Source organism: Terrabacter sp. AAH1 (genome assembly GCF_054456855.1).
Genome location: NZ_JBTJJV010000005.1, coordinates 265,190 through 287,006, shown reverse-complemented (window position 1 = coordinate 287,006; position 21,817 = coordinate 265,190). Strand labels below are relative to the sequence as shown.

The 21,817-nt window shown below is 72.0% G+C and carries 20 protein-coding genes; 5 read left to right on the top strand and 15 right to left on the bottom strand.

Annotation, left to right across the window (positions count from 1 at the left end; all coding sequences use genetic code 11):
• Positions 1-4: 4 nt before the first annotated feature.
• The 8 genes from ACXR8F_RS11100 to ACXR8F_RS11065 all read right to left on the bottom strand — a co-directional run bounded on the left by ACXR8F_RS11100 (position 5) and on the right by ACXR8F_RS11065 (position 9,307).
• The gene (locus tag ACXR8F_RS11100; RefSeq protein WP_458800440.1) at positions 5-880 is read right to left on the bottom strand and encodes a tetratricopeptide repeat protein; all 876 of its coding nucleotides are present in this window, start codon (positions 878-880) and stop codon (positions 5-7) included.
• Positions 877-1,887: a VWA domain-containing protein gene (locus ACXR8F_RS11095; RefSeq protein ID WP_458800439.1), complete on the bottom strand. Its 1,011-nt coding sequence runs from the start codon at positions 1,885-1,887 to the stop codon at positions 877-879. The genes ACXR8F_RS11100 and ACXR8F_RS11095 overlap by 4 nt, the downstream gene beginning before the upstream one ends.
• On the bottom strand, positions 1,884-2,873 hold the full coding sequence (locus ACXR8F_RS11090) for a VWA domain-containing protein (RefSeq protein WP_458800437.1): 990 nt from the start codon (positions 2,871-2,873) through the stop codon (positions 1,884-1,886). Before ACXR8F_RS11090 ends, ACXR8F_RS11095 begins: the two co-directional genes overlap by 4 nt.
• Positions 2,864-3,346, bottom strand: coding sequence for a hypothetical protein (locus ACXR8F_RS11085; RefSeq protein ID WP_458800435.1), 483 nt, complete (start codon positions 3,344-3,346; stop codon positions 2,864-2,866). The genes ACXR8F_RS11090 and ACXR8F_RS11085 overlap by 10 nt, the downstream gene beginning before the upstream one ends.
• A complete protein-coding gene (locus ACXR8F_RS11080) occupies positions 3,333-4,220 on the bottom strand; it encodes a DUF58 domain-containing protein (protein ID WP_458800433.1) in 888 nt (295 codons plus the stop codon). The genes ACXR8F_RS11085 and ACXR8F_RS11080 overlap by 14 nt, the downstream gene beginning before the upstream one ends.
• Before the next feature lie 42 nt (positions 4,221-4,262).
• A complete protein-coding gene (locus tag ACXR8F_RS11075) occupies positions 4,263-5,486 on the bottom strand; it encodes an AAA family ATPase (protein WP_458800431.1) in 1,224 nt (407 codons plus the stop codon).
• Positions 5,487-5,592: 106 nt separating this feature from the next.
• Positions 5,593-7,131 (bottom strand): amino acid permease, encoded by a 1,539-nt coding sequence (locus ACXR8F_RS11070; protein WP_458800429.1) that lies wholly within the window; start codon positions 7,129-7,131, stop codon positions 5,593-5,595.
• 40 nt (positions 7,132-7,171) lie between these two features.
• Positions 7,172-9,307 carry a DNA gyrase/topoisomerase IV subunit B gene (locus ACXR8F_RS11065; protein ID WP_045192517.1) on the bottom strand — a complete coding sequence of 712 codons (2,136 nt, stop codon included), beginning with the start codon at positions 9,305-9,307 and terminating at the stop codon, positions 7,172-7,174.
• Between the two features lie 384 nt (positions 9,308-9,691).
• Here ACXR8F_RS11065 and ACXR8F_RS11060 point away from each other — a divergent pair, with 384 nt between their 5' ends.
• Both ACXR8F_RS11060 and ACXR8F_RS11055 read left to right on the top strand, forming a co-directional pair.
• Positions 9,692-9,916 carry a DUF7455 domain-containing protein gene (locus ACXR8F_RS11060; protein ID WP_045192518.1) on the top strand — a complete coding sequence of 75 codons (225 nt, stop codon included), beginning with the start codon at positions 9,692-9,694 and terminating at the stop codon, positions 9,914-9,916.
• A gap of 70 nt (positions 9,917-9,986) precedes the next feature.
• The gene (locus tag ACXR8F_RS11055) at positions 9,987-10,475 is read left to right on the top strand and encodes a DUF456 domain-containing protein (RefSeq protein ID WP_052677451.1); all 489 of its coding nucleotides are present in this window, start codon (positions 9,987-9,989) and stop codon (positions 10,473-10,475) included.
• Positions 10,476-10,510: 35 nt separating this feature from the next.
• Here ACXR8F_RS11055 and ACXR8F_RS11050 read toward each other — a convergent pair whose 3' ends face one another.
• The 6 genes from ACXR8F_RS11050 to ACXR8F_RS11025 form a co-directional block, all read right to left on the bottom strand.
• Complete coding sequence (locus ACXR8F_RS11050; RefSeq protein ID WP_045192519.1) at positions 10,511-10,909, bottom strand: DUF3040 domain-containing protein; 399 nt, start codon at positions 10,907-10,909, stop codon at positions 10,511-10,513.
• Positions 10,910-10,983: 74 nt separating this feature from the next.
• Entirely contained in the window at positions 10,984-12,243 is a 1,260-nt protein-coding gene (gene dinB, locus ACXR8F_RS11045) for a DNA polymerase IV (protein ID WP_458800425.1), read from the bottom strand.
• 54 nt (positions 12,244-12,297) lie between these two features.
• The gene (locus ACXR8F_RS11040; RefSeq protein WP_458800424.1) at positions 12,298-13,062 is read right to left on the bottom strand and encodes a class I SAM-dependent methyltransferase; all 765 of its coding nucleotides are present in this window, start codon (positions 13,060-13,062) and stop codon (positions 12,298-12,300) included.
• A 75-nt stretch (positions 13,063-13,137) separates the two neighbouring features.
• On the bottom strand, positions 13,138-17,013 hold the full coding sequence (locus tag ACXR8F_RS11035) for a DNA polymerase III subunit alpha (RefSeq protein WP_458800423.1): 3,876 nt from the start codon (positions 17,011-17,013) through the stop codon (positions 13,138-13,140).
• Positions 17,014-17,018: 5 nt separating this feature from the next.
• A complete protein-coding gene (locus ACXR8F_RS11030) occupies positions 17,019-17,486 on the bottom strand; it encodes an SAV_6107 family HEPN domain-containing protein (RefSeq protein ID WP_052677453.1) in 468 nt (155 codons plus the stop codon).
• 33 nt (positions 17,487-17,519) lie between these two features.
• Positions 17,520-17,924 carry a DUF6504 family protein gene (locus tag ACXR8F_RS11025; protein WP_458800421.1) on the bottom strand — a complete coding sequence of 135 codons (405 nt, stop codon included), beginning with the start codon at positions 17,922-17,924 and terminating at the stop codon, positions 17,520-17,522.
• Positions 17,925-18,183: 259 nt separating this feature from the next.
• Here ACXR8F_RS11025 and ACXR8F_RS11020 point away from each other — a divergent pair, with 259 nt between their 5' ends.
• The 3 genes from ACXR8F_RS11020 to ACXR8F_RS11010 all read left to right on the top strand — a co-directional run bounded on the left by ACXR8F_RS11020 (position 18,184) and on the right by ACXR8F_RS11010 (position 20,823).
• The gene (locus tag ACXR8F_RS11020) at positions 18,184-19,056 is read left to right on the top strand and encodes a phosphatidylinositol-specific phospholipase C/glycerophosphodiester phosphodiesterase family protein (protein ID WP_458800419.1); all 873 of its coding nucleotides are present in this window, start codon (positions 18,184-18,186) and stop codon (positions 19,054-19,056) included.
• A gap of 322 nt (positions 19,057-19,378) precedes the next feature.
• Complete coding sequence (locus tag ACXR8F_RS11015; protein WP_458800417.1) at positions 19,379-20,146, top strand: DUF4126 domain-containing protein; 768 nt, start codon at positions 19,379-19,381, stop codon at positions 20,144-20,146.
• A gap of 131 nt (positions 20,147-20,277) precedes the next feature.
• Positions 20,278-20,823 carry a hypothetical protein gene (locus ACXR8F_RS11010; protein WP_458800415.1) on the top strand — a complete coding sequence of 182 codons (546 nt, stop codon included), beginning with the start codon at positions 20,278-20,280 and terminating at the stop codon, positions 20,821-20,823.
• 76 nt (positions 20,824-20,899) lie between these two features.
• On the opposite strand, the gene metF is transcribed toward ACXR8F_RS11010, so the two are convergent.
• The gene (gene metF / locus ACXR8F_RS11005) at positions 20,900-21,808 is read right to left on the bottom strand and encodes a methylenetetrahydrofolate reductase [NAD(P)H] (RefSeq protein ID WP_045192523.1); all 909 of its coding nucleotides are present in this window, start codon (positions 21,806-21,808) and stop codon (positions 20,900-20,902) included.
• Between the last annotated feature and the right edge of the window lie 9 nt (positions 21,809-21,817).

Genomic DNA, 21,817 nt, shown 5'->3' with positions numbered 1-21,817 from the left:
GGGGTCACCAGGGCTTGGGGTACGACTGCGAGCCGTCCCCGGGCACCGTCTCGTCGCCCTGCTGCTGCTGGTTGCGCTCGATGGTGTTCTGCCGCTGCTGCTCCTTGAGGTAGTCCTGCTCCTCCTGGCTCGGCGTGTTGCCCGGATCGGGCGTCGGCTGCGGGGGCTGGCTCGGTCCCGGCTGCTGCTGGTCGTCGTTCTGCTGCTGGTCCTGGGGCGGCGCGTCGGCGCTCTTCTGCTCCATGCGCTGCTGGGCCTGCTGGAGCTGGTCGCCGGTCTGGCCGCCCTCGGGCGCCTCGCACAGGGGCGGGCGCTCCTTGGTGATCTTGATGCCCTTGTCGTAGAACTGCTTCCACTCGTCCGTGCGCTCACGCGCCTTGGCCGCGTCGCCGAGCGCCTCGTAGGTGAGGCCGAGGTTGACGCGCACCTTGCAGTCGTCGATGCCGCCCTTGGGCACCTGCTCGAAGGCCTGCTCGAACCACGGCCTGGCCAGCTCGAAGTGACCGGACAGCACGTGGGCGTCACCGATCGCGAACGGTGACCGGAACTGCTCGACCACGTTGACCCAGCCCTGCCGCTCCCCCCAGGTCAGCGTGCGCGGTTTGTCGCCGGCCTCGTAGGCGGCCAGCGTCTGGGCGTGGACGAGGTTGAGGGAGAGCAGGCGCGCCGCCACGAGCAACAGCAGCACGACCACCGGTGCCGACGCGAGCAGGAGCCGACGCCGGCGCCGTCGCAGGTGGGGCGGCAGCGGCCGGTGCGGCCGACGGAGACGACCGAAGCGGCCTCGCGACGGGCCCTGCTGCGCCGTCGTCGCGGGCTCGCCCGCGGTGCCGTCGGCGGCGGGTTCGCGTCCGGGGGGTCGCTCGTCGAGGATCGTCATGGGCGCGACTCCCTGCGTCGGCGGGTCTGGAGCAGCGCGGTTGACGCTGCGCCGACCTCCCACGCGGCGATCCCGGCGACGCCGATGAGCAGCGGCCAGTAGAGGTCGCGCCGGGCCAGCACCTTCTGCCTCTCGATCTCCTCGCTCGTGCCGAAGCGTTCGAGGTCGATCCCGGCAACGGCCGGGTCGATCGAGTCGCCCGAATCGCGGTGCAGGTAGGCCAGCCCGAGCTGCCCGGCGATGGCGCGCAGGGTGTCCTCGGCGATGACCGACCTGGCGTCCTCCCCCGTGGCGGGGTCCTTGATGTAGGAACGGGTGGAGTCGAACCGCGATCGGGTCGCCTTCATGCGACCGCCCTCGGTGGTGCCGTAGCCGAGCACCGCGCCCCCGTTGACCAGACCCTTGGGCACGTCGAACGGAGCGGGCGGCTCGGCAGCGGTCTGCTCGCCGTCGCCGAGGTAGAAGACGACTCGCCCCCGCTCCGGTGCGCGGGAGGCCGCCTGCTCCAGCAGCGACTTCAGGCGGTCCTTCGCCTGGGTGACCGACGAGCCACGCGACACCTCGTAGGACTCGGGCAGCAACGTCTCCACGGCCGCATCGAGGGCCGTCGTGTCGGTGGTGAGCGGCAGGCGTACGCGGGCGTCCTGGTCGAAGGTCACGACGGAGTAGCGTGCGCCGGGCAACGCCTCCGCGATGTCGGCGATGTCGGCGGCGACGCCCTCGATGCGCGGGCGCTCGTCGCCGTAGTCCTCGGCGATGATGCTGCTCGTCGTGTCGACGACGAAGTAGACGTTGAGGTTGGCGGCAGTCGTGTCGACCTGCTCGCCCGGCACGGCCGGCCGCACCGCCGCGAGGCCCAGCAGCAGCGCCGCGGCGGTCAGCCGCCAGTGCGTCGCGCGCGACTCCCCCGGGACGGTGCGGGACGACGGGTTCCACCAGATCGCCGCGAGGGCGGCGACGAGCAGCACGAGCAGGACCGGCCACGGCGCGACGGGCAGGAAGGTCATGAGGCCCACCTCCGGCTCGCCCCGACCACTCCCAGCAGGCCGACACCGGCCAGCGCGATGGGCAGCGTCGGGTTGTCGGAGTAGAGGGAGCGCGAGGCGGCGTCGATGAGGGTGGCCTCCTGGGCCTGCACCGCGTCGACGATGCCCTTGATGGCGGACTGGTCGCCCATCGCGTAGTACTGGCCGGCGGTGCCGGTCACGACCTCGCGCATCTCCAGCGCCTCGTCGTCGGGGCCGTCCTCCTCGGGGTTGAGCCCGTAGACGCGGACGCCCTTGGCCTTGGCCAGCTCGCCCGCCTCGTCGACGTCGATGATCGGCCGGCCGGCGACGTGGTTGTCGGTGGCGAACACGACCGACCGGGCGCGCTGCAGGTCGACCTTGTCGAAGCTGGACACGCAGGTGGCGAGGCCGTCGCCGATGAGGGAGGTTCCGCGGCCGTTGAACGTGCCGGCGAAGAACGAGTCGAGCTCGGGGTCGCCGCTCAGCGCCTTGGTGGCGGTGTCGAGCTCGTCGTTGATGAAGTCGTAGTCGTCGGTGAGCGGGAAGACCGTGGCCGCCGACGAGTTGAAGATGACGAGGCCGATGCGCTCGCCCTCGAAGCTCTTGACGAGCGTCTTGAACGTGGCGACGAGCGTCGCGTCGTAGGCAGCCATCGAGCCGGAGATGTCGAGGCACAGCATGATGTCGCGGCTGCGGGTCTGCGGCTTGTCGATGGTCGTGTCGAGCGGCCGCGCCGCACCGACGAGGGCGGCCCCTCCGAGCAGGACCGCGCTCAGGGCGAGCACCGCCATGCGGATGCGGTGCAGCCGCAGCGCCCGGCGGTACTCGGGGAGCTCGGTCAGGGCCGTCGAGTTGGCGACGGCGGCCGCGGACCGGGCAGAGCGCCGCGACATCATCCGGTGCACCCCGAACGCCAGCGCGAGCGCCAGCAGGACCCCCAGCGACAGGACCGCGGGGTACTTGAGGTCGATTCCGTTCAGCTCCACCGCGCGACCACCTGCTTCGCGACGTCGCCGGCGCCCACGAGCGTGGCCGTCTCGCGAGGAGCGAACTCCCCCGGGTAGAGGGTGCCGACGACCTCGGAGACCGGGGTGAGCCGCGCACCCCGGGCGTTGAGCTCGGTGAGCGTCATCGTCGGCGCGTGGATGCCCGAGACCTCCTGGACGAAGTGGCGCACGAGCACGCTGAGCTGCTGGTGGGCGCGCCGCTGCGTGATCTCGGCCGCCGCAGCCCGCTGGAGCACGAGGTCGATCTGCCGGGTGTAGTCGGCGCGCAGCCGGCTGAGGCGGTCGGTGGTGACCCGCGGCGGCACGACGACCTTCTTCTCGCGGGTCGACCACCACACCCACGCGTACCAGGCGGCAACGAGAGCGAGGACGCCGACGCCGATCCACAGCCACCGGGCGGCATACGGGTCGGGCGCGTAGAAACCCGGCGGGGGCGCGTCAGCGGCGCGCACGGCGCTGCCTCTCGAGGAGCGCGAACATCGTCTGGACGACCTCGTCCGACGACCCGAGGCGCGCGTGGTTGATGCCGCGGCGGTCGAGCAGCTCCGTCGTGCGGCGCACGCGCTCGGCCACCGAGGCGGCGTACGCCGCACGGACCTTCGGGTCGAGACGCACCAGGGTGGGCAGCGTGTAGGTGTCGGCGACGTCGTATGCCGTGCGGTCGCCGCCGATGGCGGTCGGGTCGGCGTCCTCGACGGTGATCCAGAGGATCTCGTGCTGCACGTGCAGCCGACGCAGCAGGTCGTCGAGCGCAGGGTCGAGCTCCTTGTCGTCGGCCACGACGAGCAGGACGAGCCGGCGGCGCACGTTGCGGACGATCCAGCGCAGCTGGGTCGCGAGGTTGCTCTGGTCGCCGTCGACGACCGTGGCCGAGTCGACGGCGCGGAGCAGCATCTCGAGGTGCGCCTCGCTGCCCCGCAGGTCGTGCGCGACGGTCGAGCCGGCCGTGCCGCGGACGAGGCCGACGAGGTCGCCGTGGCGCTGGGCGAGGTAGCCGACGAGCCCGGCGGCGGCCACCGCGACCGCCTTCTTCTGCTCGCCGCTGCGGGTCGTGGCCGCCATGCCGCGGCCGGTGTCGATGACGAGCATGAGGTTCTGCTTGCGGGTCGCGACGTAGCGCTTGACGAGTGGCGCCTGGTGGCGGGCCGTGGCACGCCAGTCGATGTCGCGCACCTCGTCGCCCGGCACGTAGTCGCGCAGGTCGTCGTAGTCGAGGCTGCGTCCGTGGAAGACCGAGGCGTACTCGCCCTCGAGCAGGCTGCGCGACTTGCGGCGCGCGTGGACGAAGAGCTTGCTCTTCACCCTCGTCAGCAGCGTCGTCGTCATGTCACGTCCCTCGTGAGTCCGGCCCGGCTCGCCTTCCGCCCCTCACGGGGTGCGGATGCCGCCGACCATCGCGTCGATGATGCTCTCGACGGCCACCTCGTCGGCGGCCGCCTCGAACCCGAGCGTCACCCGGTGCCGCAGCACGCGGTGCGTCAGGGCCTTGACGTCGTCGGGCACGACGTGGTTGCGCCCGTCGACGAGGGCACGGGCGCGGGCCGCGCTCGTGAAGGCGATGCTCGCGCGGGGGCTCGCGCCGAAGTCGACGTAGCCGGCGAGACGCGGCTCGATGTAGTCGCGCGGGTGCCGCGTGACGTAGCCGATGCCGACGATGTAGTTGACGATGGCCGGGTCGACGTAGACGCGGGAGACGAGTGCCTGGAGGCGCTTGACGTCGGCGACGGACACGACCGGGTCTGCCGGCGTGGCGAAGATGCCGGAGTCGATGCGCCGGAGCACCTCGGCCTCCTCGGCGGGGGACGGGTAGTCGAGGACGTCCTTGAGCATGAACCGGTCCATCTGTGCCTCGGGCAGCGGGTACGTGCCCTCCTGCTCGATGGGGTTCTGCGTGGCGAGCACGAGGAACGGGTCGGGCAGCGCGTAGCTCTTGTCGCCGATCGAGGTCTGGCGCTCCTGCATCGCCTCGAGCATCGCGGACTGCGTCTTGGCGCTGCTGCGGTTGATCTCGTCGAGCAGCACGAAGTTGGCGTGCACCGGGCCGAGCTGCGTCTCGAAGGTGCCCGAGTGCTGGTTGTAGACCTGCGTGCCCACGATGTCGCTGGGCAGCAGGTCGGGCGTGCACTGGATGCGGTGGAACCGTCCCCCGACGGCCTGGGCGATGGTCTGCGCGGCCGTGGTCTTGGCGAGGCCGGGCACGCTCTCGAGCAGGACGTGCCCGCCGGTCAGCAGCGCGACCAGGAGGGTCTCCTGCAGACGGGTCTGCCCGACGACCCTCGAGGCGAAGGCGGTCGAGATGGCCTCGACGGTCTCGGCCGCCCAGTGGAGCTCATCGGGGGTGAGGTAGCGAGCGGGCGCCGGCGCGGTGCGTTCGTGAGCGGTGCCGATGCCCGCCACGGCGACGTCCTCGTCGGGGGCGTCCGGCGAGCCGGCCAGCTGCTCGGGCTCCTGCGGGGCGACCGGTTCGTCCCGGCGCTCCCCCGTGGTGGGCAGCTCGACGGTGAACGTCTCGCCGTGCCCGTCGAGCGGGCTCTCGGGCAGGTCCGACCGCTCGTCGGCGACCGACTCCTCAGCGTTGACGTTGCCCACCATCGATCCCCTTCTCGACGTGTACCGGCGGAGGGAGTCGCGCCGGCAGGGACACATCGTAAGCACGCGACGCTGTGCGGCGCCGTGACTCCCCCCAACCCGGCCCGGGTCAGCGGTCGACGGAGGCGTCGCGTCGGTTGTCGGGCGAGGACTCCCGGGCGTGGTTGAGCCGCGCGTTGCGCCGCCCGTAGGCGAAGTAGACGGTGAAGCCGAGCAGCATCCAGACGAGGAACCGCAGCCAGGTCTCGATCGAGAGGTTCGTCATGAGGTAGAGACAGGCCAGGGCGGACAGGGCAGGCACGACGGGCGAGAGCGGCACGCGGAACGGTCGGCGCAGACCGGGCTTGGTCCGCCGGAGGATCGGCACGGCGATCGAGACGACGACGAAGGCGAACAGCGTCCCGATGCTGACGAGGTCGGCCAGCACCTTGAGCGGTAGGAAGCCGGCGAGCAGGGCGATGAGCACGACGGTGCCGATGGTGATCTTCCACGGCGTGGCCCACCGCGGGTGGACGGCGGCGACCGAGTGCGGGATGAGCCCGTCGCGGCCCATCGAGAAGCCGATGCGGCCCATGGCGACGATGTCGACGAGGATGACGGAGGTGAGTCCGGCGACGGCGGCGACGGAGATGAGCGCGGCCGCCCAGCCGGCGCCGACCGCCTCGAAGGCGCTCGCGATCGGGGCACCTTCGTTGAGCTGCCCGTAGGGCACCATCCCCGTGATGACGAACGAGACGCCGACGTAGAGCAGCGTGCACACGCCCAGCGTGCCGAGCAGGCCGAGTGGGAGGTCACGGGCCGGGCGTCGGGTCTCCTCGCCGAGGTTGGCGACGGCCTCGAAGCCGGTGTAGGCGAAGAAGACCACCGCGGCGGCCGTGAGCACCCCGGCCAGGCCGAAGGCGGTCGGTTCGATGCCGAAGAGGGCCTGGCTCAGCGGCTGTTGGAGGCCCGAGGTGTCGGCGGGCACCGGCTTCGCTGCCGGGATGAAGGGGGTGAGGTTGGCGGCCTTGACGAAGAAGGCACCCACCACGACGACGAAGACGCACACGAGCACCTTGACCGCGACGAGGATGTTCGTCAGGCGCGCGCTCTCGCGGATGCCCACCACCGCCACGACGCCGAGCAGCACGACGATCGCCATGGCGCCGACGTTGACGGGCGCCGTTTCGCCGAAGAGTGAGGTGGGCAGGTCGAAGAGTTCCTGGAGGTAGCCGGACCAGCCGCGGGCCACGACGGCCGCTCCGAGGGCGAACTCGAGGATGAGGTCCCAGCCGATGATCCAGGCGAACAGCTCGCCGATGGTGGCGTACGCGTACGTGTAGGCGGAGCCCGCCGTGGGCACGGCCGACGCGAGCTCGGCGTAGCAGAGCGCGGCGAGGAGGCTGACCAGCCCGGCGATGGCGAAGGAGATGACGACGCCGGGGCCGGCGTGGTTCTTCGCCTCGATGCCCGTCAGCGTGAAGATGCCGGTGCCGATGACGATCCCGATGCCGAAGCCCATGAGGTCCCGCGCCCCGAGCCGCCGCTTGAGGCGCCCGTGACCACCGCCGTCGCCCGGGCTGCCCTCACCGTCGGGCCCACCCGCCTGGGCCAGAACGTCCTCGATGGGCTTGGTGCGCAGGACTGAGTGGTCTGGAGACGTCGACATGTCCTGGGACATACCCGGCAGGCCGTCGCCGGCGATGGTGTCAGGCGTCGATGCGCTCGCGGTCGATCTCGGCCGCGGACTCGATGATGAAGTCCTTGCGCGGGGCCACCTCGTTGCCCATGAGCAGCTCGAAGACACGCTCGGCGGCCTCGAGGTCACGCATCGTGACCTTGCGCAGGGTGCGGTGGCGCGGGTCCATCGTCGTGTCGGCGAGCTGGTCGGCGTCCATCTCGCCGAGGCCCTTGTAGCGCTGCATCGGCTGCTTGATCTTCTTGCCGGACTTCTCGAGCCGCGCCACGGTGCGGCGCATCTCGTTCTCGTTGTAGGTGTAGATCAGGTCGTTCTTCTTGGCGCCCGCGTTGATCACCTCGAGGCGGTGCAGCGGCGGCATCGCCGCGTAGACGCGTCCGGCGTCGACGAGCGGACGCATGTAGCGGAAGAAGAGAGTCAGCAGCAGCGTGCGGATGTGGGCGCCGTCGACGTCGGCGTCGGTCATGATGATGACCTTGCCGTAGCGGGCCGCCGCGAGGTCGAAGCTGCGCCCCGACCCGGCACCGATCACCTGGATGATCGACGCGCACTCGGCGTTCTTGAGCATGTCGGAGACGGACGCCTTCTGGACGTTGAGGATCTTGCCGCGGATCGGCAGCAGCGCCTGGAACTCCGAGCTGCGGGCCTCCTTCGCGGTGCCCATCGCCGAGTCCCCCTCGACGATGAACAGCTCGGAGCGCTCGACATCGGTGGTGCGGCAGTCGCGCAGCTTCGAGGGCAGCGTGGAGCTCTCGAGGGCGTTCTTGCGACGCTGGGTCTCCTTGTGCAGCCGCGCGCTGATGCGCGACTTCATCTCGGAGACGATCTTCTCGAGCAGCAGCGCGGACTGCTGCTTGTCGCCGCGCTTGGTCGACGTGAGCTGCGCGGTCAGCTCCTTCTCGACGACCTTGGCCACGATGGCGCGCACGGCGTTGGTGCCGAGGACCTCCTTCGTCTGGCCCTCGAACTGCGGCTCGGCGAGGCGCACCGTGACGACGGCGGTCATGCCGGCGAGGATGTCGTCCTTCTCCGGCTTGTCGTTGCCGACCTTGAGCCGGCGGGCGTTGACCTCGAGCTGCTTGCGGAACACCTTGAGCAGCGACTGCTCGAACCCCGCGACGTGGGTGCCGCCCTTGGGGGTGGTGATGATGTTGACGAACGACTGGAGCTTGGTGTCGTAGCCCTGGCCCCAGCGCAGCGCCACCTCGACGGCGCACTCGCGCTCGAGCTCGGTCGGGGTCATGTGGCCGTTGACGTCGAGCACCGGCACCGTCTCGGTGAAGGTGCCGGACCCCTCGAGCCGCCACACGTCGGTGATCGGGGTGTCGGGCGCGAGGAACTCGACGAAGTCGGTGATGCCGCCGTCGTGCTGGAAGACCTCCTCGACCGGGCCCTCCTCGCCGGCCGTGCCCTTGAGGCGGCGCTCGTCGCGGATGACGAGCCGCAGCCCCGGCACGAGGAACGACGTCTGGCGGGCGCGCCCGAGGATGGCGGCGTAGTCGAGCTCGGCGTCCTTGAGGAAGATCTGTCGGTCGGGCCAGAAGCGGACGCGCGAGCCGGTGACCCCGCGCTTGGCCTTGCCGACGACGGGAAGGGCGCTCTTGCGCTCGTAGGGCGTGAACGCGGCCTCCGGCGAGTGCGGCGCACCCTTGACGTCGGTGAAGGTGCCGGGCTCGCCGCGCCGGAAGCTCATGCCGTACGTCTTGCCGGCCCGGTCGACCTCGACGTCGAGGCGGGCCGAGAGGGCGTTGACGACAGAGGCGCCGACACCGTGCAGACCACCCGTGGCCGCGTAGGACGCGCCACCGAACTTGCCGCCCGCGTGGAGCTTGGTGAAGACGACCTCGACACCGGAGAGGCCCGTGCGGGGCTCGATGTCGACGGGGATGCCGCGGCCGTTGTCGCGCACCTCGATCGACCCGTCGGCGGCGAGGATGACCTCGATGCCGGTGCAGACGCCCGCCAGGGCCTCGTCGACGGCGTTGTCGATGATCTCCCACAGGCAGTGCATGAGGCCGCGCTGGTCGGTCGAGCCGATGTACATGCCGGGACGCTTGCGCACGGCCTCGAGGCCCTCGAGGACCTGGAGGTGGCGGGCGGTGTAGTCGCCGTTGCCGGAGGGAGCAGGACGGGAGGCGGAGGCCACGTGTGTCGATCTCTTTCGTTCGGGTCAGCAGCCAGCGGGTCAGGCTGTGGAGGGCTGGCAGGGGCAGCCTAGTCACCCGCGCCGACGGCCCCGTGGAGGCTCGCTGGCCACGGCCACCCGCCCGGCAGGCAGGCCGAGCGGGTATGGGACTGGGTGACGACCAATCCGTATCGCGGGGGCCCGGCGAATCTCTGACACGTAACGATGTTGGTCCGAAGGCGTCTCACTTACCGAGCCTCACCATCGGGAAGCATTCCGCGTGATTCACTGTTGGAACGTCCGCGAGGCGAGAGTGGTGCACCGAGAGGACCCCTCGAGCGTCGTAGGTACATGGCAGGGTTTCCCTCCGGGGGACCCCCGAGGGAGGAAAGAGGCGAAATACGAATGACGACAGCACTGGCACCCGAACTGACCGCTGCTGACCGCTGCGACCGATGTGGGGCTCAGGCCTACATCCGCGCCCGCCTCGTTTCCGGCGGAGAGCTGCTCTTCTGCGCGCACCACGGACGGGAGCACCTCCCGGCCCTGAAGGACAAGGCGCTCGACATCCGCGACGAGACGGACCGGCTCAACGAGATCCCGGCCTCCGCCCCGGTCGACGAACGCTGAGACCAGCAGAGACACCAGACCCGGCCCTTCCTGACCCCATCTCGACCCGAACGCCGCCGACGGCACCCTCGTGATCACCGCGACGAACGTCATCGTCCTGCTCGCGATGCTCGTGGGGACCGTCGGCATCGTCGTCCCGGTGCTTCCGGGACTGTTCGTGGTCTGGGGGGCGACGCTCGTGTGGGCGTTCGAACGTCAGGACGGGCCGGGTTGGCTCGTTCTCGGCCTCGCCACCGTCGCGTATGCCGTGGGCCTCGTCGCGCAGTACCTGCTCCCGGGGCGCCGGATGAGGTCGGCGGGCGTGGAGGGCTGGATCGTGGCCGTGGCCCTGGCGGTCGCCGTGGTCGGATTCTTTGTCGTCCCGGTCGTGGGGGCGCCGCTCGGCTTCGTCGTCGCCGTCTACCTGCTCGAACGGGTCAAGCACCGTGAGCACGGTGCGGCCTGGCGCGCCACGACCCAGGCGATGCGCGCGGTGGCGCTCAACGTCGGCATCGAGCTGGCGACGGCGTTCGCCATCATCGCGACGTGGGCCGTCGCGGTCTACCTCACACGGCCCTAGCGGTCACAGGGTGCCGGCGCTCGCCCGTCGGCCGGTCACCACTGGTCGCGGCGACGCTTCTCCCAGCGCTCCTCGAGGCGCTCCATGAAGCTCGCCTGCTTCGCGGGGGCAGCCTTGCCCTTGCCCGCACGCGGCTTGGGGGTGCCGTCGGAACCGACCGCTGCCAGCTTGGTCTTCGAAGGCGTGATCGCGTAGACGATGCCGGCGACCATGATCGCGAAGCCCACCGCGCCGAGCCAGATGGCGCTGCTCATCGCAGAGAACACGACGAGGGCCAGTCCGGCCACGCCGGCGATGACACCGGCGACCACGCGCCCTCGACCGAGACCTCGAGACTTCGTCTTCTCGATGCGCGACGCAAAGCGCGGGTCTTCGGCGTAGAGGGCTTCCTCCATCTGCTGGAGGAGTGCTTCCTCGTGTTCCGAGAGTGCCACTCGGCACCTCCCTGGTGCGAAATCGACTGTGCCCGAATCGTATGTCGGAAACGGCCGACGCGGACTTCTTTACCTCAGGATAGGTCTCGCCGCTCACGAAAGGAACCCGAGGGTCGGTCAGGCATCAGGCTCGCCGGCCGCACGGATCCGGCCCCGAAGCGCGCGCTCGCCCGGTCGACCGCACGGTCGGCCTCGCGCCACCCGTGCTCGGGCTCGTCGAGGGTGGCCTGGATGGGTGCCACGGCCGACGGGACGAGGCCTTCCAGGCGCACCCCGACGAGCCGGATGCGGGCCCGCTGGAGGCCGAGCCGGTCGTAGAGCTCGCGGGCGGTCGCGAAGATGTCGCGTGAGACGTCGGTGTGGTGACGCAGCGTCTTGGCGCGGGTGATCGTCGTGAAGTCGGCGAACCTGACCTTGATGCTGACGGTGCGCCCCGTCATCCCGGCCGACCTGGCCCGGGCCGCGGTGCGGTCGGAGAGGCGCAGCAGCTCGCGGTGGATGCGGACCGGGTCGTCGATGTCGTGAGCGAACGTCTCGTCGGCACCGATCGACTTCTCGCGGCGCTCGGGGACGACGGGGCGCGGGTCACGCCCCCAGGCGAGGTCGTGCAGGCTGCGGCCGGCGACGTCGCCGAGAGCCCGCTGCAGGGTCTCGACGGGCGTGTGCGCGAGGTCGGCGACCGACCGCAGGCCGAGCCGGTGCAGGTGCTCCTCGGTCTTGTCGCCGACGCCCCAGATGGCACCGACGGGCAGCTGGTGCAGGAACGAGACCACCTCGTCGCGGGGCACGACGATGAGCCCGTCGGGCTTGGCGAGGTTGGAGGCGAGCTTGGCGACGAACTTCGTGGCGGCCACGCCGACCGAGCACGTGATGCCCTGCTCGTCGGCGATGGTGTCACGCAGCTGCTCGGCGATCCGCGTGGGACGTCCGAGCCGGCGTACGGCGCCGGAGACGTCGAGGAAGGCCTCGTCGAGCGAGAGCGGCTCGACGCTGTCGGTGATCGTCGCGAAGGTCGCCATGACGGCCTCGGAGATCGCGGCGTAGCGGCGGTGGTCGGGCTCGATGATGACAGCCTGGGGGCACAGCCGCTGGGCCCGGGCCATCGGCATCGCTGAGGTGACCCCGAAGGCGCGTGCCTCGTAGGTGGCCGAGAGCACGACGGAGCGGCCGCTCGCGCCGCCGATGATGACCGGCTTGCCGCGCAGGTCGGGTCGCGAGATGAGCGACGCGGACGCGTAGAAGGCGTCCATGTCGACGTGCAGCACGGTGCAGCCGGTGTCGTCGGGCGGCTCGGAGCTGCCCCGGGTCGGGGCGGTGAACTGGCGACGGCTCATGCGGCACCCCCCGGCCCGGAGGACCGGGTGGGCCGGCCGGCCCCGATCACCGGGTCAGTCGCGGCGCGCGACGACGTGCAGGGCATTGCCGAGGGTGCGGAGGAACTCGCGCCCCGGGCCGGAGACGAGCAGGTCGTCGAGCTCGGCCAGGGCGGCGCGGTCGGCCTCGGAGTCGATGAGCGAGGCCGGCACGAGGTGTCCGAGGATGTTGGTGCCGCGCACCACCACGTCGGTGAAGCCGGCGTCGGCAAGCAGGGTCTCGAGCTGCTCGACGTCGAAGCGGCGCGGGAGCGGGTCGGTGCTCCCCCACCGGCCGGTGGGGTCGACGAGGGCTGCGCGCGCCTGGGCGAACTCACCCGCGATGGCCTTGGCGAAGACGACGGCCAGGCGTCCGGAGACGAGGAGCGAGAGCACCCCGCCCCGGCCGAGGGCCTGGGCGATGGCGCGCAGCGTGGCCGCTGGGTCGTCGACGAACTCGAGGGTGCCGTGGCAGCAGGCGAGGTCGACGTGCCGGCCGGCGAGGATGCCGTCGAGGGAGTCGCCGTCGCCCTGGACGCCGGTGACGCGGTCCACGATGCCGGCCTCACGGGCCCGGCGGGCCAGCGAGGCGAGCGCGTCGGGACTGGGGTCGACGACGGTGACCCGGTGACCGGCCTCGGCGAGCGGGACGGCGACACCGCCCGTGCCGCCGCCCAGGTCGAGCACCTCGAGCGGGCGACCGAGCCGGGTGCCGCACTCGTCGGCGATGCGGCCCACGGCGGAGACGACGGCCGACGGTCGGGCCGCTCCGCGTCGCTGGCGGGGCTGGTCGTCGGGCACGGGATCCTCCGTCGGGGAGCGTGGTTCGCGCCGTCTCGCAGGTGGTGGCGCATGTGGTTCGTGTGCATGCTCACCCTAGTGCCCCGAACTTCCCGGACTGGCGTGCCACAGCTTGCGCGGCGGGCCACCGACGGTGTCGGCTGGCACGAGGGCGCTGGTGCCGCGCGCTCCCCTGACGTCGTCGCCTGCGGGCTTGATGTCGGCGTACGGCGACTGCTTGAACCCCGAGGCGTGGACGAGCACCCGGCGGCCGTCGGGGCCCTCGCCCACGCCGGCCGGCGCGCCGTCTCGACCGGCCAGGGCTCCGGCCCGCTCCCAGGCGGCCCGGTCGGCGGCGTCGAGTGCGTCGCGCACCGCGGTGATGCCGCCGGCGGTCCAGGCCTCCTGCAGACCCGAGAGCTCCCACGCCCCCGTGGCCCGGATCGAGACCCCCTTGGGGCCGGTGCGTCGCACCGTGCCACGACAGAGGAGCAGCCACGAGTGGAAGACGGTGGCTGCATACGGACCCTGGACGTCCTCGAAGAAGGTGAGGTCGGCAGGTCCGGTCGCGTCGTCGAGGGTGAGGAAGACGACGCGGCGGCCGGTGCGGATGGGCGGGGTCTGCGTGGCGACCTTGACTCCCGCGACCCACACCTCGCGGCCGCTGCGCCCCGAGAGCAGGTCGCGCGCCCGGGTGACGCCGAGGGCGTCGAGCATCGGGGCGTAGAAGTCGACGACGTGCCCGCTCGCGTCGAGGCCGAGCACCTCGAGCTCGGCACGGACCCGCTCGGGGCCGGTCATCTCGGGCAGCCCGCTCGTCGCGGTGAGGCGGGGTGTGTCGCCGAGGTCGAGCGTCAGCTGGGTCGCGACGTGCTCGGGCGCGCCGGCGGAGGCCTGCGACTGGGCGGCGGCCAGCGCCCGGATGTCACCGGTGGCCGAGACCGACGTGACGCGGCCCCGCGACGAACGGGAGCGGCTCGCGGCCGAGACCCGCGCCCGGGACGAGTGCTGCGAGGCCGACCAGCGGTCGAGCTCGGCGACGTGGAGCAGCAGGTCTCGCCGGGTGACCCGGCCCCGCCGGCCGAGACCGCTGCGGGAGCGCCCCACCACCTCGGGACCGCTCTCGCCGCGACGGGGCGGGCTGCCGAGGTCGATGTCGTGCAGGGCGTCGAAGCCACCGGCGAGCACGAGCTTCTCGGCGACGGGCCGCGACACGTGGGCCCGCTGCCAGAAGTCGGAGAGGCTGGAGTACGGCTGACCGGCGACGATCCGGGCCACCTCGGCCTCGCTGATGCCGTGGACGTCGGCGAGGGAGAGCCGGATCGCCTCGCCGCCGTCGTCGGTGCGCTCGAAGCGGTAGGCGCCGGTCGACACGTTGACGTCGAGCCCGAGGACCGCGATGCCGAAGGAACGCGCGTCGTCGAGGATCAGCCGCTTGGGGTACATGCCGGGGTCGTGGGTCAGCACCCCGGCGAGAAAGGCGGCCGGGTGGTGCGCCTTGAGCCAGGCCGACTGGTAGGTCGGCAGCGCGAAGGCGGCCGCATGCGCCTTGCAGAACCCGAACGACGCGAAGGCCTTGAGGACCTCCCAGATCTTGTCGGCGACGTCGGGTGCGTAGCCGCGGGCCAGGGCGGCCGGGCGCCACCACCGCTCGATCTGGCGCTGGCCGTCGGGGGTGCCGAGCGCGCGGCGCACCTCGTCGGCCTGCGCGAGGGTCACGCCCGTCGTCTCGGCGACGATCATGAGGACCTGCTCGTGGAAGACGACGACGCCCTCGGTCTCCTCGAGCGCGGGGATGAGCGTCGGGTGGAGGAAGGAGGGGTCCTTCCAGCCCTGCCTCGCGTTGAGGAACGGGATGATCATGTCGCTCTTGACGGGCCCGGGACGGAAGAGCGAGATGTCGATGATGAGGTCGTCGAAGGTCTGCGGCCCGAACTTGCCGATGAGCTCGCGCTGGCCGGGACTCTCGATCTGGAAGCAGCCGAGGGTCCGGGTCGAGCGGACGAGCTCGAAGGTCTGCTCGTCGTCGAAGGGCACCTGGCTCTCGTCGTCGAGGTCGAGGGCCGTGCCGTCGACGCGCTCGACCTCGTCGACCGCGTGGGCCATCGCCGACTGCATGCGGATGCCGAGGACGTCGAGCTTGAGCAGTCCCATCTCCTCGACGTCGTCCTTGTCGAACTGGCTCATCGGGAAGCCGAGCCAGCTGGCCTCGACGGGGGTGCGGTCGAGCAGGACCGAGTCGGAGAGCACGACGCCGCACGGGTGCAGGGCGATGTGGCGGGGCAGGCCGTCGAGCCGCTCGACGATGTCGAACATCAGCTGCAGACGGGGCACGTCGAGGCCGGACGCGCGCAGCTCGGGCAGCTCGGCCAGGGCGTTGCGCACGTTTCGGGCGGCGATGTGCGGGAACGCCTTGGCCATCGCGTCGACCTCGGGCGGGGGCAGGCCGAGCGCGGCGCCGGCGTCGCGGATCGCGTGGCGCACCCGGTAGGTGTCCATCATCGAGACGCAGGTGACCCGCTCGCCGCCGAAGTGGTCGAGGATGCGTTCGTAGATCTCGGTGCGCCGGGCCGACTCGACGTCGATGTCGATGTCGGGCAGCTCGGCTCGCAGCGGTGAGCAGAAGCGCTCCATGAGCAGGTTGTGACGCATCGGGTCGACCCCGGAGATGCCGAGGAGGTAGTTGACGAGGGACCCGGCCCCGGAGCCGCGGGCCGCGACCCGCACCCCCATCTCACGGATGAGGTCGCAGACCTGGGCGACGGTGAGGAAGTAGGTCGCGTAGCCGAGCGTCTCGATGACGCCGAGCTCGTCCTCGAGCCGGTCGCTGACGGCCCCGAGCTCGCTCTCGGACCGACCGGGGTAGCGGGTCGCGATGGACTCGCGGCACCGGCGGGCGAGGACGTGGTGCGGGTTGGTGCCCGGGCGGATGCCCAGCACGCCGGGCTCGGGCAGGTGGACCGAGCCGATGCCGAGGTCGGAACGGGGGTCCTGGAGGCACTCGGTGGCGAGCGCCGTGGTGCGGGCGAGCAGCTCGCGCGACTGCTCGCGTGCCAGCGACCCGCCACCGACGAGCCCGGGGCCCGAGACCTGCACGACGTCGAGGGCGAGGGCCTGCATGAGCGGTGTCGGGGACAGGTGACCCGCCGTGGTGACGCGGTCGAGGTGGCGCGCATCGAGGGCGACGAGCCGGCGCGCGGCGTCGAGGACGTCGACGATGGCGGCGTCCTGCGGGTCGGCGTGGCGCACCGCCGCCGTGATCACGCTGGGCACACCGACCTCGCGCGCGAGGGCGAGCATCCGCCCCGCCTGGCCGAGGCTGCCCGGCTGGTGCTCGGGGCCGCCGTGGCAGACGACCTCGACGACGGCCGCCCCGCGCGGCAGCAGCGCGACCCAGCGCTCCAGCGCGGCCCTGGCCCGGTCGCGTCGCTTGGCGAGCACCTCGCGCCCGACGTCGGAGTCGGGGCCGAGCAGCACGACGAGCCGGGAGGGCCCGCCGTCGTCCGCCGAGCGCGCGTGCTCGGCGACGAGGCTCGCGGTGGTGACCGGGTTGCCGCGCTCGCCACGCAGGTGGGTGGCGGTGACGAGCCGACAGAGGGCGCCCCAGCCCTCCCCGGGTGCGAGACCGGTGGCGCTCCCCCGGGCCAGCACCGTGACGCGAGGCAGTCGGGGGTCCACGAGCGCCCCACCTCGGACGGGGGTGCGCACGGGACGCTGCCGCTCGGGGCGCTCCGGCCCGAGGGCGAGGTCGACGCCGAGGATCGGGGCGATGTCGTGCTCCATGCAGGAGCGCACGAACTTCACCGCGCCGTAGAGCCCGTCGCGGTCGGTCAGCGCGAGGGCCGGCTGCCCGAAGGCCGCGGCTCGCTCGACGAGCTGGTGCGGCTTGGCCGTGCCGTAGCGCATGGAGTAGCCCGACGCGACGTGCAGGTGGACGAAGCCGTGAGTGGTGGTGGAAGAGGTGGTGGTCATGCTGCTCACGCGGTGTTCGCCCGGCTCCTCGGGACGGGGGCGGGCGAGACGGGGGTGATCGACTGCGGCAGCGGGATCGTCGCCGGGACCCCGAGGAGGTCCTGGACGATCTCGAGGAACATCTCGGCCTGGCGCAGCAGGTCGTCGGCCTCGCGGGCGCTGATGTGACCGCCACGGTCGATGACCGACCGGTGGGCCGAGCAGGCGGCGAAGAAGGCGGCCCACTCCCCCAGCTCGGGAGCCACCCCGGGCAGGACCTGCCAGACGCTGCGCGGCCGGGATCGGGGTGACGGGACGGTGCGGGCGGCGACGAGGGCAGCCGCAGCCCGCAGGGCACCGAGGTGGGAGTCGCGGTAGCGCTCGGACGCATCGCTCGTGCGGCACGCGGACTCGAGGGTCGCGCGGCCCCGCTCGAGCAGGTCGAGCACGGCGGCCGAGATGGGTGGACGTCGCAGGTCGTGGGTGGTGGTCATGGTGGTGGCTCTCCTCTCTCGTCTCATGTCGGCTCAGTCGGAGACCCGGACGAGCGACCACTGGTCGCCCCTCGGGGACTCGTCGTGGGCGAGGTCGTAGACCCCGGGGGCGAAGGACCACCCCGGGCTCGCCTCGACCCGCCAGACGTGCTGCTCGGACGCCGCAGCGACCAGCGTCTCGCCGGGCCGCACCTGCGCCTCGTCGGCCTCGAGCGCATCGCGCCACCAGGCGCGCCGCTCACGCCACTGGGCGAGGACGCTGCGCACGACGTAGAGGCGACCGCGCCAGATGAACGCCTCCGGCGCCGTCCCCGCCGGGGACCCGAGCGCCTTCGCGTCCTTCTCGCCACCCTTCTCCGGACCGACCTCGCGGGCGGTCTCCCACTCCTGCCCTCTTCTCCGGACCCTCACCTGGACGGAGTCACTGAACCTGCGCACCACGACACGTCTCCCTCGGACACGTCGGGCCGGACATCACGACCCGAGCCACCCGCGCCCCACACGAGCAGCCCGACAACCAACCGACGACTTGACTGACGAAACCAACAAAGTTCGAACACTTGTTCGATGGGAAGAGCGTAACCCCCGGCGCCGACAGCGTGTCAAGAACGACCGGAACCGCGTCACGACCACAACCGTCGCCTGCCGTTCACCCTCGCGTCGGCCGACGACCGGAACGGGCGAACAGGGTGGGTCCATGAGACTCGGACGTTTCCTCATCACCCTCACCCCGACCCTGCTCGTCACCGCCGTCCTCGCCACGACGAGCAGCCCCTCCACGGCGACCGCCCTCGAGGCCACCGGCAACCCGCACCGTGCCACCGCCCAACCCCTCGAGCGGGCCCACGCCCACAACGACTACGAGCACGCGCGCCCGCTCGCCGATGCGCTGGACCACGGCTTCACCTCGGTCGAGGCCGACGTCTGGCTCGTCGACGGTGAGCTCTACCTCGGCCACGACGGCCCGGACCTGACCCGCACCCTCCGCAGCCACTACCTCGACCCGCTCGCGAAGCGGTTCCGCGCCAACGGCGGGTCGATCTACCCCGGCTGGAACGGCAAGCTGCGCCTGCTCATCGACGTCAAGTCGGACGGCAGCGCCACCTGGCCGGTGATCGAGCGCCAGCTGTCGGCGTACCCCGAGCTGGTGACCGCCTTCCGCCAGGGCCGGGTGCAGCACCGGGCCGTCACCGCCGTCGTCTCCGGCAACCGCGACCTGCCCGCCATGCAGGCCGCGACGACGCGCCGGTCCTTCTACGACGGGCGTCTCAGCGACCTCGGCAAGGGCATCTCACCGACGCTCATGCCCCTCGTCAGCAACAACTGGTCGGCCGTCGGCTACACGGGCGGGCCGTTCACCGAGGCCCATCGCGCCCTCCTCCGCGCCTACGTGACCCGAGCCCACGCGCAGGGCTACGAGATCCGCTTCTGGGCGACGCCTGACACCCCGGGCGCGACGCGTGACACGGTCTGGGCCGAGGAGCTCGCAGCCGACGTCGACGCCTACAACACCGACGACCTCGCAGGCCTCCGGTCCTGGCTGCTCACCCACGACCCGCAGGAGGGCTGACCTGAGGCGCACGCCCGGCATACGGGGACGAAACGGGCGAACCTGAGTAATCGTGCTCAGGTTCGCCCGTGCGGCCCTCGGCAGAGTTGGGGACTGCGGGTCCGGTCCGCGAACGGAGGGGTGCAGGGGTCCTGTCCGCTCACGGATCGGGCCCGTTCCGCTGCCCACGCACCCACCGAAGGCCCCCACGGCGCCAGCGCGTCCCGTTGCGTGCCCTGCGGGAATACGGGAGCGTCAGTGACGTTGGACCTGAGCTCGGCCGTCCGGCCCGGGCATGGACGCACCGGCGCACCCGCGACCGGCGCACGACAGAAGGAGCGTCGTGGGCGCCGAGCTCATCCCCATGGCCTTCACCACCGGGTGGGGCAGCGGGGTCAACGCGTATGCCGTCGTGCTCGTCCTCGGACTGGCCGACAAGATCTTCAACCTCAGCCAGGTCCCGAACGCCCTGTCCCGCACCGACGTGCTCATCGGCGCCGGCATCCTCTTCGCCGTCGAGATGCTCGCCGACAAGATCCCCTACGTCGACTCGGTCTGGGACTCGGTGCACACGGTCGTCAGACCCGCCGTGGGCGCCACCATCGGCTATCTCATCGGCCACGAGACGGCCGGGCTCGACGCGGCCATCGGGGCGGCCACCGGTGGCGTCACGGCGCTGATCTCGCACGGCATCAAGGCCGGCCTGCGCGCCGCGGTCAACACCTCCCCCGAGCCGGCGAGCAACATCGTCGTCAGCACGACCGAGGACGTCACGGTCACGGGCGTCACCGCCCTCGCCATCGCGCACCCCTGGTGGGCCGCCACCATCGCGTTCGTGCTCCTCGCCCTCGGAGCCTTCCTCGTCTACAAGCTCGCGGGCCGCATCCGCCGCTACAAGCGCCGCTACGACGCCTGGGGCGAACGCTTGGGCGTCGCCCAACCGTCGGGCAGAGCCGTCGGAGCCGCCACCGACCCAGCCACCGACCCACCCACCGACCCAGCCACCGACCCAGGTCCCGACCACGGTCGCCGTCGGGGATGGGGCCTCGGCCGCGCGACCGACCCACGCCCCGAGCGCCCCGTCGACCGCCCGTTCGACCAGGAGACCTGACCCGCGCTCGTCCCACAGCAGCGCACAGCGACTCACAGCACGCGCCCACGCCGGCGAGGGCGCCGGCACAGGCCCGGCTCCGACGGTGGACCCAGCTGGCACGAGGCCAGCCCATCGAAGGAGTGGAACGCATGAAGAACAAGACCATCGCTCTGGCCGGCGCCGGCATCGTGGCCGTGTCGGCGCTCGCGCTCGGCGGGGCCGCCCTCGCGAGCGCCGACGAGACCACCGGGTCGAGCAGCAGTGTCGCCGCGAACGGCGCCGGCTACGGCCTGCTCGGCGAGGGAACGGCAGGCGCGCCGGGCGACCGCGCCAACGGCAACGGCAACACCGACCCGAGCAAGCCGATGCGCTCGGACGAGCAGCTGCTCACGGGCGACACCGCCGCGAAGGTGACAGCTGCCGCCAAGGCGAAGGAGCCGACCGCGACGATCGAGCGCGTCGAGACCGACTCCGACGGCGTCTACGAGGCGCACATGGTGCGGACCGACGGCACGCACGTCATCGTGCAGGTCGACGCCTCGTTCACCGTGACCGACGTCCAGGAGGGCGGCCAGGGGCCCGGCGGGCCGGGGGGCCGGGGCGACCACGACGGCGACGGCCCGCAGGCCCAGCCGGGCGAGGGCGGGACGCCGACCTCGCCGAACGGCGCGACGACCCCGTCGGCCACCACCTGACCGACCTCCACCGCCCCAACCGCCTCCACCGAGGGCGGTCGACCTCACCGGGGTCGGCCGTCCCGCGGTGAGCGCCTCAGAGGTTGCCGAAGACCTCGAGCGTGGCCGACGAGCGGTTCATGGTGATGAAGTGGATGCCGGGGGCTCCCTCGTCGAGGAGCCGCTGGGACGACTCTGTAGCGATGGCCAGCCCCTCGGCGCGCACCGCGTCCGCGTCGTCACCGTGCCGGTCGAGGCGGTCGGTGACGGCGGCCGGCATGGGCTGGCCGGCGAGCTGTGCCATGCGCACCACCTGGCGCGCGTTCGTGATCGGCATGATCGCCGGCACCACGGGCAGGTGCGAGCCGCGCCGCGCGAGCTCGTCGCGCAGCCGGAGGTAGTTGTCGACGTCGAAGACCATCTGGGTGATGGCGAACTGCGCCCCGGCCTGCTCCTTGCGCACGAGCGTCCGGGCGTCCTCCTCGACGCTGCGCGACTCGGGGTGGCCGTCGGGGAACGCCGCGACCCCCACGGTGAAGTCGCCCAGGCCCTTGACGAGCGAGACGAGCTCGTCGGCGTGGTCGAGGCCCTCGGGATGGGCGACCCACGGCTGGCCCAGGCCGCCCTGCGGGTCGCCGCGGAGGGCCAGGATGTTGCGGACCCCCGCGGCGGCATACGCCCCGACGATGCTGCGCAGCTCGGTGACAGAGTGACCCACGCAGGTCAGGTGCGCCATCGGCGTCAGCGAGGTCTCCTCGAGCACCCGCTGGGTGAGGCGCACCGTGCGCCCACGGGTGCTGCCGCCCGCGCCGTAGGTGATCGACACGAAGCTCGGCGAGAGCTTCTCGAGCCGGCGGATCGCGTCCCAGAGCTGCGCCTCGGCGGCGTCGTCCTTGGGCGGGAAGAACTCGAAGCTGAAGGTGGGCGTGTCGGCCTCGATCATCGCCGGGATGGACCGGGTGAACCGTTCTGCCCGTGCCATGGAGGATGCCGTGCCGTGTGCCATGCCGCACAC

Coding starts and splice junctions, on each gene's coding strand:
- ACXR8F_RS11100 (WP_458800440.1), bottom strand. CDS start 880: ATGACGATCCTCGACGAGCGACCCCCCGGACGCGAACCCGCCGCCGAC.
- ACXR8F_RS11095 (WP_458800439.1), bottom strand. CDS start 1,887: ATGACCTTCCTGCCCGTCGCGCCGTGGCCGGTCCTGCTCGTGCTGCTC.
- ACXR8F_RS11080 (WP_458800433.1), bottom strand. CDS start 4,220: ATGACGACGACGCTGCTGACGAGGGTGAAGAGCAAGCTCTTCGTCCAC.
- ACXR8F_RS11075 (WP_458800431.1), bottom strand. CDS start 5,486: ATGGTGGGCAACGTCAACGCTGAGGAGTCGGTCGCCGACGAGCGGTCG.
- ACXR8F_RS11070 (WP_458800429.1), bottom strand. CDS start 7,131: ATGTCGACGTCTCCAGACCACTCAGTCCTGCGCACCAAGCCCATCGAG.
- ACXR8F_RS11060 (WP_045192518.1), top strand. CDS start 9,692: ATGACGACAGCACTGGCACCCGAACTGACCGCTGCTGACCGCTGCGAC.
- dinB (WP_458800425.1), bottom strand. CDS start 12,243: ATGAGCCGTCGCCAGTTCACCGCCCCGACCCGGGGCAGCTCCGAGCCG.
- ACXR8F_RS11035 (WP_458800423.1), bottom strand. CDS start 17,013: ATGACCACCACCTCTTCCACCACCACTCACGGCTTCGTCCACCTGCAC.
- ACXR8F_RS11030 (WP_052677453.1), bottom strand. CDS start 17,486: ATGACCACCACCCACGACCTGCGACGTCCACCCATCTCGGCCGCCGTG.
- ACXR8F_RS11020 (WP_458800419.1), top strand. CDS start 18,184: ATGAGACTCGGACGTTTCCTCATCACCCTCACCCCGACCCTGCTCGTC.
- ACXR8F_RS11010 (WP_458800415.1), top strand. CDS start 20,278: ATGAAGAACAAGACCATCGCTCTGGCCGGCGCCGGCATCGTGGCCGTG.
- metF (WP_045192523.1), bottom strand. CDS start 21,808: ATGGCACACGGCACGGCATCCTCCATGGCACGGGCAGAACGGTTCACC.